Raw genomic sequence first — 11,675 nt, 5'->3', positions numbered from 1 at the left:
GACCGGGCCGCTCCGTCACACGTGCCGGGCTCAGGCCGCCTCGGACAGCCGGGCCGACTCCGTCCGGCCGTCGGACCTGCGCTCCGACCGTTCCTCCGCGCGCCGTTCGCGCCGCAGCCGACGTGCCGTACTGCTCGGTTCCGACACGACCCCGTTGCGCTGGCGCCACACCTGACGGGTGATCCAGACGTCGAGGACGCTCCAGGTCGCCACGACCGTCGACGCCACTGAACTGATGGTCATCGGGAAGGCCAGCCAGGAGCCCGCGACCGAGCAGAAGAAGGCCACCACCCCCTGGATGAGCGTCACCGACGTGATCATCACGGCGCGTACGGCTGCGGTACGCACCGGATCGGGCATCCGCTGCCGGCCCTTCTCGTCGTCCACCCACAACTGCCGCGCCGACCGCGACTCGTGTTCCATCGTCCTGTCACTCCCCACCACTGAACGCCTCCGGGGTGGCTGCCCGTTGTGAGCGCCTTTACGCGGACAGGACCCTCCCCGTACTTAATGACGCACGAGAGCGGGAAAAGGTTTCGCCTGAATCTGACCGGAACGCACACTTCCAGCCATCTCCGCAGGCCGGAGAAATGGCACACCATCAGGTGTCCTGTGCCACAGTGGCCGATCCCAACTCCCCGAATACTGGGACATCTCATGATCAACACTCACTCGACAGGCTGAAAATCGTCCGGACATGCCTTCGAGATGGCCGTGATGCAGTAGTAGGCTCACGCCGCCATTTGTTTGAAACCGAAGGTTGACGCCGCGTGTTGACGCGCGCCGACACGAACGTGCAGGACCTCCGTGGCGCGCGGGGGCCGAGCTGGGGGAGGCCATGCGCTTTCGCGGGAAGTCCATCCGCCGGAAGATCGTGGCGTTGCTCCTCGTACCGCTCGTCTCCCTGACCGGCCTCTGGGCCTTCGCGACCGTCCTGACGGGCCGGGAGGCCGACCAGCTCCTCGACGTCGCCTACATCGTCGAGAAGGTCGGCTACCCGCTGGAGGACACCGCCCGTGTCATCCAGCTCGAACGCCGCCAGTCGCTCGTCTACCTCGCCGACCCCCGGGGTTCCACGGCCCTCGCCTCCCTGCGCGAGACCCGCCGGGCCACCGACCGGCAGATATCCCGGATCCGCGCGAACGCCGCCGACCCGGGCGTCCGCGAGGAGATGCGGCCCGTCACCACCCAGCGGCTCAACTCCCTCCTCGAAGCACTCGACGACCTCGAGTCGCTGCGCCGCTCCGTCGAGAAGCGCAGCATCGGCCGCATCCAGGCCCTCGAGTTCTACAACCGGCTCGTCGACCCCTGCTACAGCTTCCTCATCACCCTCCACGCCCTCGAGAACGTGGAGATGGACAAGCAGGGCCGCGCCCTCGTCGGCATCACCCGCGCCCGCGAGGTCCTCTCCCGTGAGGACGCGCTCGTCCTCTCCGCGCTCGTCGCGGACCGGATCACCGCCCCGGAGCTCCGGGCGATGTCCGACCTCGTCGCCAACCGCGAGCAGTTCTACGAGGTCAACCTCGAACTCCTGCCGACCAGCGAGCGCGAGCGCTTCGAGAAGTACTGGGCCAGCCCCGAGACCTCCGCGCTGCGGGCCGCCGAGAAGGCGATCATCGACGAGGGCCCCACCGACGAGCCGCGCGCCGTCACCGCCGCCTACTGGCAGGAGGAGGCGAGCCCCGTCCTGGACGACCTCGCCCGCGAGAACACCGCGGCGGGCGACCGCTACCAGGACCGCGTCCAGCCCGCCGCCTACAGCGTGCTCCTCAAGGTCGGCGTCGCCGGCGTCCTCGGCTTCCTCGCCCTGCTCGCCTCGATCGTCATCTCCGTCCGCATCGGCCGCTCCCTCGTCCACGACCTGCGCCGCCTCCAGAAGGAGGCCCAGGAGGTCTCCGGCGTGCGGCTGCCCAGCGTCATGCGCCGGCTCGCCGCCGGCGAGCACGTCGACGTCGGCACCGAGGTGCCCCACCTCCGGTACGGGGAGGACGAGGTCGGCCAGGTCGGCCAGGCCCTCAACACCCTCCAGCGCGCCGCCGTCGAGGCCGCCGTCAAGCAGTCGGAGCTGCGCCGCGGGGTCTCCGAGGTGTTCGTCAACCTCGCCCGCCGCAACCAGGTACTGCTCCACCGCCAGCTCACCCTCCTCGACACGATGGAGCGGCGCACGGAGGACACCGACGAGCTCGCGGACCTCTTCCGGCTCGACCACCTCACCACCCGCATGCGCCGGCACGCCGAGGGCCTCGTGATCCTGTCCGGCGCCGCGGCCTCCCGCCAGTGGCGCAAGCCCGTCCAGCTCATGGACGTGGTCCGCGCCGCCGTCGCCGAGGTCGAGGACTACGAGCGGATCGAGGTGCGCAGGCTGCCCCGCCTCGGCGTGGGCGGCCCCGCCGTCGCCGACCTCACGCACCTCATCGCGGAACTCCTCGAGAACGCCACGGTGTTCTCGCCGCCGCACACCGCCGTGCAGGTGCTCGGCGAGCGCGTCGCCAACGGCTTCACCCTGGAGATCCACGACCGCGGCCTCGGCATGAACGCCGACGCGCTGCTCGACGCCAACCTCCGGCTCGCCGAGACCCCCGAGTTCGAGCTCTCGGACACCGACCGCCTCGGCCTCTTCGTGGTCAGCCGGCTCGCGCAGCGGCAGAACGTCCGCGTCTCGCTCCAGACCTCCCCGTACGGCGGGACCACCGCGGTCGTCTTCATCCCGGCCGCGCTGCTCACCGACGCGCCCGAGACCCAGGGCGCCGGATTCCGCCTGGACCGCAAGTCCGTGGACCGCGATCCCGTGGACGCCAGGACCCTGGACGGCAAGGCCCTGGAGCGCGCCGGTCACGCCGACGGATCCGGCCGCCTCGACGGGGACACCGACGCGCCCACCCCGCTGCCCACGCGCCGTCCCGTGCTCGCCCGGGTCCCCGACGTGACCGAGGCCCCCGGCGTCCTGGACGGACCCGTCGAGCTGGAGGCGCCGCTCGACGCCGACGAGTTCGACGTGCTGTTCGACCGGTCCGCCGACATCCTCGACACCGAGAGCGAGCGCGGCGGCCTCTTCCGGCCCCGTGACCGCCGCCGCTCGGGCCTCGCCCCGGCCGGCGAGCAGCACCAGCAGGCCCCCGACCAGACGACCGGCCGCGGCGAGGACGACGCGCACGCCGACGGAGCCGTACGCGGCCCCGTACCGCTGCCGCGCCGCTCCACCCCGACGCTGATCGTGGACCGCGGCCGCCGCGTCGACGAGCCTGGCCGCTCGCACCCCGCGGTCCCCGACGCGGGACCGGTCCCGGTACCGGTCCAGGGCCCCACCCTCGTTCCCGTACCGCCGGAGGGTCCCGTGGTGGCGGAGGCCCCCGAGCCGTTCGGCGGGCTGCCCCGCCGCGTCCGCCAGGCCAACCTCGCGCCCCAGCTGCGCGAGACCGAGGGCCCGGCCGACCGTGGCACCGGAGCGGGAGCCGACGACCGTACGACCGTCGGCGCCGCCGGGCCCGAATCCTTCGAGGAGCGCGACGCCGAGGAGGTACGCGCCCGCATGGCCGCCATGCAGCGCGGCTGGCAGCGCGGCCGACGGCACACAGCGGACCCGGACGACACGTCAGCACCAGGAACGACACCCGAGGGGGACGGTCGATGACCGCACCGAACGCCGCAGCACCCAGCACCACCTCCGCATTCGGCCACGGAAACGGAGAGCTGAACTGGCTCCTCGACGAACTCGTCCAGCGGGTCGGGTCCATCCGCAAGGCCCTGGTGCTCTCCAGCGACGGGCTGCCCACCGGCGCCTCGCAGCAGCTGACCCGCGAGGACGGCGAGCACCTGGCCGCCGTGGCGTCCGGCTTCCACAGCCTCGCCAAGGGCGTCGGGCGCCACTTCGAGGCGGGCAGGGTCCGGCAGACGGTCGTCGAGCTGGAGGACGCCTTCCTGTTCGTCACGGCCGCCGGTGACGGCAGCTGCCTGGCCGTCCTCGCCGACGCCGACTCCGACGTCGGCCAGGTGGCCTACGAGATGACGCTGATGGTGAAGCGGGTCGGGGCCCACCTCACGACGGCCCCCCGGACCGGCCTGCCCTCCGGAGGGTGAGTGGGACGGGCATGAGTGACGCAGCCGAGCCGAACCAGGCGACCGAGGGGCGGGCCCCCGGTCACCACCACTGGTTCGACGCCGACGCCGGGCCGGTGGTCCGTCCGTACGCGATGACCCGCGGCCGGACCAGCGCCGCCACCCGTCACCGGCTCGACCTGATCGCGTTGGTGGTCCCCGAGCCCGCCGCCGACGACCCCGGCCGTGACCAGACGCTCTCCCCGGAACACGTGGAGATCGTCGAGCGCTGCTCCGAGCAGCCCCAGTCGATCGCCGAGCTCGCCGCAGGACTCGACCTCCCCGTCGGGGTGGTCCGGGTCCTCGTCGGCGATCTCGTCGAGGACGAACTCGTCCATGTGACCCGCCCCGTTCCGCCGGCCGAGCTGCCGGACGTGAGCATCCTTCGCGAGGTGATCAATGGCCTTCGGGCGCTCTAGCCGCAAGAAGCCGCTCGTCGAGCCGGTGACCCTGAAGATCCTCGTCGCGGGCGGGTTCGGGGTCGGCAAGACGACGCTGGTGGGCGCGGTCAGCGAGATCAGGCCCCTGCGCACCGAGGAGGTCCTCAGTGAGGCGGGGCGGCCCGTCGACGACCTCCACGGCGTCGAGAACAAGACCACCACCACGGTCGCCATGGACTTCGGCCGGATCACCCTCCGCGAGGACCTCGTCCTGTACCTGTTCGGGACCCCCGGCCAGGACCGCTTCTGGTTCCTGTGGGACGAGCTCGCACAGGGCGCGCTCGGCGCGATCGTCCTCGCGGACACCCGCCGCCTGGAGGACAGCTTCGCGGCCATCGACTACTTCGAGCGGCGCGGCATCCCCTTCACGGTCGCCGTCAACTGCTTCGAGGGCGCCCGGCGGTTCCCCGCCGAGAGCGTGCGCGGGGCGCTCGACCTGGACCCCGAGGTCGAGCTCCTGATGTGCGACGCCAGGGACCGGGAGTCGGTGAAGAACGTCCTCGTGGCGGTCGTCCAGCACGCTCTGGTCCTCGCGGACAGGAGCCACGCGCCGGCCACCACCTGAGGGCCACCGCCTGAGGGCCCCTCCCCGAGGGACCCCCTCCTGAAGAACCCCCTCCTCACGGAGGGGGTTCAGCGCACCGCCACGACCGCCGACCCGTGCCCGAACAGGCCCTGGTTCGCGGTGATGCCGACGCGGGCCCCGGGCACCTGCCGGTCGCCCGCCGTGCCCCGCAGCTGCCAGGTCAGCTCGCAGACCTGGGCGATCGCCTGCGCGGGTACGGCCTCCCCGAAGGAGGCGAGGCCGCCGCTGGTGTTGACCGGCAGCCGTCCGCCCAGCGCGGTGACGCCCTCGCGCAGCAGCTTGGCGCCCTCGCCCGTCCCACAGAGCCCGATGTCCTCGTACCACTCCAGCTCCAGCGCGGTGGACAGGTCGTACACCTCCGCGAGGGACAGGTCCTCGGGCCCGATCCCCGCCTCCTCGTACGCTGCCCGCGCGATCGAGGCGCGGAATCCGTGCGGCGCGGGGGAGACCACGGCCGCCGAGTCGGTCGCGATGTCGGGCAGGTCGAGCACCGCCTTGGGGTACGTGGGGGAGACCGTGGACACGGCCCGCACCCGTACCGGATCGGGCCGCCCGTGCCGGCGCGCGAAGTCCATGCTGGACAGGACGAGCGCGGCGCCCCCGTCCGAGGTCGCGCAGATGTCGAGGAGCCGCAGCGGATCGGCGACGACGGCGGAGGCGGCGACCTCCTCGGCGGTCACGCGCGTGCGGTAGCGGGCGAGCGGATTGAGCGCGCCGGCCGCCGCGTTCTTCACCTTCACCTGGGCGAAGTCCTCGGTCGTGTCGCCGTACAGGGCCATCCTGCGGCGGGCGTAGAGAGCGAAGTACGCGGGATTGGTCGCCCCGAGCACGCGGAACCGCAGCCAGTCCGGATCGTCCGGCCGCTCGCCGCCGGTCGGGGCGAGGAACCCCTTGGGGGTGGCGTCCGCGCCGACCACCAGGACCACGTCCGCGAGACCGGCCAGGATCTGGGCGCGGGCGGTCGCGATGGCCTGCGCGCCCGAGGCACAGGCCGCGTACACGCTGGTGACCCGCGCGCCCTGCCAGCCGAGGGCCTGGGCGAAGGTCGCCCCCGCCACGTAACCGGGATAGCCGCACCGCATGGTGTTCGCGCCGACGATCGAGCCGACGTCCGTCCACTCCAGACCGGCGTCGGCGAGCGCGGCGCGGGCGGCGGCCGTCCCGTAACCGACGAAACTCCGGCCCCACTTGCCCCAGGGGTGCATTCCGGCCCCGAGGACGGCGATGTCGTTCACGACCGCTCCTCCCGCTCGTCCCGGGCGACGGGGCGCCAGTTCCAGGTGGTCCAGGTGTGCACGTCGTCCTCGTTCAGGACGCCGGGCACCACCTCCACCTCCGTACCCACCGCGAGATCGGCCGGCCGCACCCCCGGGGCCGCCTGTCCCAGGACCACCATCGCCTCGGCCGCCAGTTCCACGGCCACGAGCGTGTACGGCTCCCAGGGCGCCTCGGGGTCGGAGACGTACGGGGCCGGCGGCCGGTACCGGCCGTCGGTGTACGACCAGACCCGGCCGCGCGGCGAGAGCGGCACCTCGGCGAGTTCACCCCCGCCGGGGCACCCCGGATTGCGGCACCAGTCGTCCTCGCGGGGGAAGAAGACCGAGGCGCAGGCCGTGCAGCGGGTCCCGAGCAGCCGGAACTCCTCCTCCGGCACCGAGTCGTCGGTGAACCACCGGGCCACCACCGGTCTGCGCGTCCGTGCCATCGAGGCCTCCCGAACCACCGATCACCACTGATCTGACGAAGCGTCAGAAGTGTGGCACGGGCGACCCGGACGGGGAAGACTCAGTGCCCGGCCACCGACCTCCGCGCCACCGGGAAGTCGAAGAACGTCCCCGGGAACGGCTCCGTCTTGAAGGTGAAGTGCCACCACTCCTCGGGCAGGTTCACGAACCCCTGCTCCGCGAGCACGCCCTTCAGGAGCTGCCGGTTGGCCCGCTGCGCACCCTGGATCCGCGGGTCGTCGGTGTGCGAGCGCGTGTCGAAGCAGTCGTACCCGGTACCCATGTCCACGGAGTTGTCCGGAAACCGCTCCTCCCGCGGCCCGTAGCACTCGGTCAGCGCCTCGCCCGGCACGTACGCGCGCGTGGGCACCGCGGGCAGCCGCACGATCGTCAGGTCCACCGTCGAGCCCCGGCTGTGCCCGGACTTCTCCGCGATGTAACCGTCCGTGAACAGCCTCGACTTGGCGACGAGCGGATAGAACTCCTCCTTCATGCGCTCGTCCTCCAGGTCCTTCGCCCAGCGCACGAAGTGGTCGACGGCCCGCTGCGGCCGGTAGCAGTCGTAGACCTTCAGGGTGTAGCCCCGGGCGAGCAGCCGCACCTGCGCGCGGTGCAGCGCCTCGGCGGCCGGCCGCGTCAGGATGCAGAGCGGCTGCCGGTAGCCGTCGATCGGCTCGCCCACGAAGTTGTGCGCCGTCGTGTAGCGCATCTCCTGGACGATCGTCCGGTCCACCGAGCTCAGCGCCACGAACTCCCGTGGGGCCTTGGGCTCCGGTGCGGCGGAGGCCGGGGGAGCGGGGGCGGCGACGGCGCCCGTCACGGCGAGCAGCCCGGCCGCGGCGATGACGGCGAGGGTACGGAAAGCGGAAGCGAGTCCTGTCATGCGCACCGTCTATCAGTTCCGGCAGCGCCGGGAAAGGGTGATCGCATACCGTCGGGCCGTGATGGACTCCCACTGCTCCGCATGCGGCGCCGCTCACTCGCCCGGCGCCGGCTGGCCCCGCACCTGCCCGGCCTGCGGCCACACCGCCTACCGCAACCCGCTGCCCGTCGCCGTCGCCCTTCTCCCCGTCACGGACGGGGAGCGGGGGACGGGACTCGTCGTCATCACCCGCACCATCGAGCCCCGGAAGGGCGGCATCGCCCTGCCCGGCGGCTTCATCGACCACGCCGAGGACTGGCGCGCCGCCGTCGCCCGCGAACTGCGCGAGGAGACGGGCATCCAGGCCTCCGCCGAGGACGTCCGCCTCGCCGACGCGATGAGCTCCCCGGCCGGCCATCTCCTCCTCTTCGGCCTGCTCCCGCCCCGCCCCGCCACCGCGCTCCCGCCCTCGGCCCCCACGGACGAGACGAGCGGCCACCACCTGATCCTCGCCCCGGAGGAGCTGGCCTTCCCGCTCCACACGGAGGCGGCACGGAAGTGGTTCGCGGGGGCGTACGGCTGAGCAAGGGGGGGCGCACGCCGGGGCGCGGGTGCATGCGCGCGCGCCTCCAACTCTGCCTGATTATCTGCCTGTTGTGGCATGCTGACCGCTCGCCGTCGCCCCAGGGTGACGATGTGGAGGGGAGCGTCCATGAACGTCGGCTGGCCCGAGGCCGTCATCGCTATCGTCGGGGTCGCAGCGGTCGTCGCGATCGTCTTCGCCCTCAGGCACCGGCTGAAAAGGGCGACGGTGCAGATGCCCGGCGTCAAGGCGGGCTTCGAGAGCAACGAGGAGCAGCGCGGCCTGAACGGGCAGGAGTTCCAGGCCCACGACTCCGTGTTCAAGCATTCCGAGCTCACGATGCCGAAGGGCGCGCGGACCGCGTTCTTCCGCTCGAAGGCCAAGCGCTCCAAGCTCACGATCACGGCGGGCGACGGGACCGACAGCGCTCCGACCGGCGAGGCCACCGGCACCGACCGCACCTGACACGCATCGGGACATCGGAAACGGGGACGACGGGGTGCCGAACCGAGAAGACGTCCATGTCGACCGCACGGAGCAGCTGGCACACTCCGCGGCCGTCGTCGACGGGAGCAACGCACAGCAGGCGCTCTTCTTCGAAGGGCCGGAAGGCATCGGGAAGACCAGGCTGCTCCGGGAGATCCACCGGCGGCACGTCGCCGCCGGTGTCTACTACGTCGACCTGGAGCGCGTGGTCGAGAAGGACGACGTCCTGAGGGACCTGGCGCGGCAGGCCCGCCGTCAGGACGTCCCCGTCCCCGGCTACCAGGCGGTGCGCTCGCAGATCGCACAGTCGTCGACGGCGACGGTGAACGTGCACGACATGAGGGCGCGGAACGCCAACATCCAGATGGTCGTCAACACCTCCAGGGACCACAAGATCCAGCTGGACGCGATGAGCGACGCCCTCCTGGACACCCTTGCGGGGGACCCCCACAACCCCGTCATCTGCCTGGACGGCTTCGAACACTGCGAGGCGCCCATGCGCGACTGGCTCGGCACGGACCTGCTGCCCGACCTGCTCAGCCGACGCGGCACGAGCGTCTTCGTGGCCGGACGGCACGTGCCGCGCCTCGCGTACCCCCATGTCACCGCGGTCCACACCATGGTGCTGCCCCCCTTCGGCATCGACGCCGTCGAGGAGTGGATCACCACGCTCGGCTTCGACAGCCTCAAGGGACAGGCGACGAGCATCCACCGGAGCCACCACGGCATCCCCGGCCTGATACGCGAGTTCCTCGACCTCCACATCGAACCGCTCGGGACCGGGTGAGGCAGCCATGAACGACGAGTTGACCCGGCGCGCGTTCGACCGCTTCGACCGCCTGCCCACCGACGAGCGACGACTGATCGAAGCCCTGTCCGTCCACGACCTCTTCGACCCCCCGCTCGTCGTCTACACGGCGAGGGCCCTCGCGCTGGGCATCGGCACACGCGAGATCGCCGCGAACCCCTTCGTCCAGAAGGACGCCGTGGCGCATCCCTGGGCCGCCGACGACGAGGGGCCCGAGCGGGCGGCGTACGTCCTCCGGTCCTTCTTCCGTACGGCGCTGACCACCCGGCTCCGTGAGACGGCCCCCGACCGGCACGCACGGGCCCACCGCCTCGCCGCCGCCTACTACCACCAACCCCTGGAGCCGCTGCGCACCGACCGGCTCGACCGGTACGTCAAAGAGGTCCGCCACCTCGCGGCGGTCCGGCCGGGCGCCTCCGTCACCCGGCTCGCCTCCTTCGCGCACAGCGCCCTCCTCGCCGGCCGCGCCGAGGCAGCCGGCCGTGCCGCGACCGCGGCGGTGAACTCCCTCGCCGCGCCCACCCCCGACGCCGTCCCGCTGGCGCGGATCGTCCGGTCCGTCGCCGAGATCCTCAGCGCCCCGGACCGGGCGGAGCACGGCACGGTCATGGAACTGGAACAGCACCTCGCGGAGCACCCGCCGTCGCAGGACCCCGCGGTCTCACGGATCGTCATGCTCGCCGCCGACCTGGTCGCGTACTACACCGAGAGGCGGGCCCCGGCGCTGTCCCTGACCGCCTCCGTCATGCCCGCGGCGATCACCACCGTGGACCCGCGGGGCCTGCCCGCCGCCCCGGGCTGGGACGAGCTGCGCATGTTCCAGGAGCTCGACGAGATCTCCGCCACGATCACCACCCGCACCCACCGGCTGGAGTTCCCCGACCGGAGCGTCGCGCGCCACCACGTCAGGACGAAGCTCAGCGCGCTCGTCGGCGCGGAGGTCCAGACGGCTCCCCGGACACCGGTGATCGTGGATCTCGTCCCCTGGGAGGAGGACAGGTTCCTGGACGACCTCCACCTCAAGGACCGCAACGGCCGCCCGGTCAACATGCTCACGTCGACCGACGTGAAGCTGCAGATCGCCCGGGGCGTCCACCGGCTCCTCACCCCGGACGGCGACGCGGACACCGCACCGGGACAGGAGATCGCCCGGAGCCTCCAGGCCCTCGCATGGAGCCCGGAGACGGACGAGATCACCTCCGTGCTCACGCAGGCGGCCGAGAACGAGGCCCTCGGCGACAGGTACCGGTGGCGGATCCGCCGGCTGATCCGCTACATGCCGGTGGTGGCGCTCATCGACGCCCACCCGGGGATGTCCTCGGAGGTGAGCTACGAGTTCGACGGAAAGTGCCGGGTGGACCGGCTCGGCTGGGGCGCCGTGGTGGTGTCGGCAGAGGTCGCCTTCCCCCCGGAGGTACGGCAGAACCGGCTGCACGTCGTGACCCCGGAGGGGCTCGAGGTCGCGGGGCCCCCGCTGGTGAGCGAGAACGCCGAGATCCGGCCGCTCGTGGAGGCCGACGCGACCGACGGCGTCCTGGAGTTCTCGCTCGACACCACCGAGAGCCCGGAGGCCGCCTGGGAACGCGGCGAACGCCTGACACGGATCCATGTGCGGCTGCCGTACGTCCTGCCCCGCGAGAACTTCGTCCACGCCCTCGCCGCGACGCTCCTCGGAACGGCGGTCTCGGTGGCGGCCGCGGTCCTGCAGATCCTGCTTGACCCGTTCGTCTGGGCCCAGGTCGGCTCGGCGCTCGTCGCCGCCGGCGCCTTCGTGGTGGAGGTCGTCCGATCGGGCCACCGAGGCGGCGACGCGAAACCGCACGACCTGCACGCCGTCGCGTACAAGCCACTGAGCATCGTGAGGGCGACGAGCATCGGCGTGGCGGTCCTCGCCATGGCGACCATGCCCTTGGGAAACGCCGTGGGAGTGGCCCTGTCCGTCTGCGGAGCGGTGGTCTGCGCCTTCCTGACCGTGGCCGTCCTGACGAGGCTGCGCCACCGACATCGGCCGGCGCGCGCCGCACGTCGCCGTGCGCGCGCACTCACCGGCTGAAACAGGCCCTCACCCCCGCGCCCCTCCCACCCCTCACC

The 11,675-nt window shown here is 72.3% G+C and carries 12 protein-coding genes; 8 read left to right on the top strand and 4 right to left on the bottom strand.

Annotation, left to right across the window (positions count from 1 at the left end):
- Nucleotides 1-30: 30 nt before the first annotated feature.
- Entirely contained in the window at nucleotides 31-423 is a 393-nt protein-coding gene (locus SGA01_RS36145) for a hypothetical protein (protein WP_055644643.1), read from the bottom strand.
- Nucleotides 424-838: 415 nt separating this feature from the next.
- Between SGA01_RS36145 and SGA01_RS36140 the strand changes: the two genes are divergently transcribed.
- Genes SGA01_RS36140 through SGA01_RS36125 form a run of 4 tightly spaced genes read left to right on the top strand, consistent with a single transcriptional unit; the run spans nucleotide 839 to nucleotide 5,100 of the window.
- A complete protein-coding gene (locus SGA01_RS36140; RefSeq protein WP_141302209.1) occupies nucleotides 839-3,631 on the top strand; it encodes a sensor histidine kinase in 2,793 nt (930 codons plus the stop codon).
- A complete protein-coding gene (locus tag SGA01_RS36135; protein WP_141302207.1) occupies nucleotides 3,628-4,077 on the top strand; it encodes a roadblock/LC7 domain-containing protein in 450 nt (149 codons plus the stop codon). Before SGA01_RS36140 ends, SGA01_RS36135 begins: the two co-directional genes overlap by 4 nt.
- Nucleotides 4,078-4,088: 11 nt before the next feature.
- Nucleotides 4,089-4,514, top strand: coding sequence for a DUF742 domain-containing protein (locus SGA01_RS36130; RefSeq protein WP_055644646.1), 426 nt, complete (start codon nucleotides 4,089-4,091; stop codon nucleotides 4,512-4,514).
- The gene (locus tag SGA01_RS36125; protein ID WP_141302205.1) at nucleotides 4,495-5,100 is read left to right on the top strand and encodes a GTP-binding protein; all 606 of its coding nucleotides are present in this window, start codon (nucleotides 4,495-4,497) and stop codon (nucleotides 5,098-5,100) included. The genes SGA01_RS36130 and SGA01_RS36125 overlap by 20 nt, the downstream gene beginning before the upstream one ends.
- A 68-nt stretch (nucleotides 5,101-5,168) precedes the next feature.
- Here the strand turns inward: SGA01_RS36125 and SGA01_RS36120 are convergent, their stop codons facing one another.
- From SGA01_RS36120 to SGA01_RS36110, 3 genes are all read right to left on the bottom strand, one after another.
- Complete coding sequence (locus SGA01_RS36120) at nucleotides 5,169-6,326, bottom strand: lipid-transfer protein (RefSeq protein WP_141302230.1); 1,158 nt, start codon at nucleotides 6,324-6,326, stop codon at nucleotides 5,169-5,171.
- 26 nt (nucleotides 6,327-6,352) lie between these two features.
- On the bottom strand, nucleotides 6,353-6,826 hold the full coding sequence (locus SGA01_RS36115; protein WP_141302203.1) for a Zn-ribbon domain-containing OB-fold protein: 474 nt from the start codon (nucleotides 6,824-6,826) through the stop codon (nucleotides 6,353-6,355).
- Between the two features lie 80 nt (nucleotides 6,827-6,906).
- Nucleotides 6,907-7,728 (bottom strand): M15 family metallopeptidase, encoded by an 822-nt coding sequence (locus SGA01_RS36110; RefSeq protein WP_141302201.1) that lies wholly within the window; start codon nucleotides 7,726-7,728, stop codon nucleotides 6,907-6,909.
- Here SGA01_RS36110 and SGA01_RS36105 point away from each other — a divergent pair.
- The 4 genes from SGA01_RS36105 (at nucleotide 7,727) to SGA01_RS36095 (ending at nucleotide 11,637) form a co-directional block, all read left to right on the top strand.
- Nucleotides 7,727-8,290, top strand: a complete 564-nt coding sequence (locus SGA01_RS36105; protein ID WP_141302199.1) for an NUDIX domain-containing protein — start codon at nucleotides 7,727-7,729, stop codon at nucleotides 8,288-8,290. The genes SGA01_RS36110 and SGA01_RS36105 overlap by 2 nt on opposite strands.
- Nucleotides 8,291-8,419: 129 nt before the next feature.
- Nucleotides 8,420-8,755: a hypothetical protein gene (locus tag SGA01_RS41285; protein WP_167534254.1), complete on the top strand. Its 336-nt coding sequence runs from the start codon at nucleotides 8,420-8,422 to the stop codon at nucleotides 8,753-8,755.
- 34 nt (nucleotides 8,756-8,789) lie between these two features.
- Entirely contained in the window at nucleotides 8,790-9,563 is a 774-nt protein-coding gene (locus SGA01_RS36100) for an ATP-binding protein (RefSeq protein WP_167534253.1), read from the top strand.
- A 7-nt stretch (nucleotides 9,564-9,570) separates the two neighbouring features.
- Nucleotides 9,571-11,637: a hypothetical protein gene (locus tag SGA01_RS36095; RefSeq protein WP_141302195.1), complete on the top strand. Its 2,067-nt coding sequence runs from the start codon at nucleotides 9,571-9,573 to the stop codon at nucleotides 11,635-11,637.
- The last annotated feature ends 38 nt before the right edge of the window (nucleotides 11,638-11,675 follow it).

Source organism: Streptomyces gardneri, from assembly GCF_006539185.1.
Lineage (GTDB): Bacteria > Actinomycetota > Actinomycetes > Streptomycetales > Streptomycetaceae > Streptomyces > Streptomyces gardneri.
The sequence above is the reverse complement of the archived record's forward strand: the minus strand, read 5'-3'. Positions and strand labels throughout refer to the sequence as shown.

Bases quoted from the DNA above. Each gene is read 5' to 3' on its own strand.
- SGA01_RS41285 (WP_167534254.1), top strand. From the start codon at position 8,420: ATGAACGTCGGCTGGCCCGAGGCCGTCATCGCTATCGTCGGGGTCGCA.
- SGA01_RS36115 (WP_141302203.1), bottom strand. From the start codon at position 6,826: ATGGCACGGACGCGCAGACCGGTGGTGGCCCGGTGGTTCACCGACGAC.
- SGA01_RS36140 (WP_141302209.1), top strand. From the start codon at position 839: ATGCGCTTTCGCGGGAAGTCCATCCGCCGGAAGATCGTGGCGTTGCTC.
- SGA01_RS36130 (WP_055644646.1), top strand. From the start codon at position 4,089: ATGAGTGACGCAGCCGAGCCGAACCAGGCGACCGAGGGGCGGGCCCCC.
- SGA01_RS36145 (WP_055644643.1), bottom strand. From the start codon at position 423: ATGGAACACGAGTCGCGGTCGGCGCGGCAGTTGTGGGTGGACGACGAG.
- SGA01_RS36110 (WP_141302201.1), bottom strand. From the start codon at position 7,728: ATGACAGGACTCGCTTCCGCTTTCCGTACCCTCGCCGTCATCGCCGCG.
- SGA01_RS36120 (WP_141302230.1), bottom strand. From the start codon at position 6,326: ATGCACCCCTGGGGCAAGTGGGGCCGGAGTTTCGTCGGTTACGGGACG.
- SGA01_RS36105 (WP_141302199.1), top strand. From the start codon at position 7,727: ATGCGCACCGTCTATCAGTTCCGGCAGCGCCGGGAAAGGGTGATCGCA.
- SGA01_RS36125 (WP_141302205.1), top strand. From the start codon at position 4,495: ATGGCCTTCGGGCGCTCTAGCCGCAAGAAGCCGCTCGTCGAGCCGGTG.
- SGA01_RS36135 (WP_141302207.1), top strand. From the start codon at position 3,628: ATGACCGCACCGAACGCCGCAGCACCCAGCACCACCTCCGCATTCGGC.
- SGA01_RS36095 (WP_141302195.1), top strand. From the start codon at position 9,571: ATGAACGACGAGTTGACCCGGCGCGCGTTCGACCGCTTCGACCGCCTG.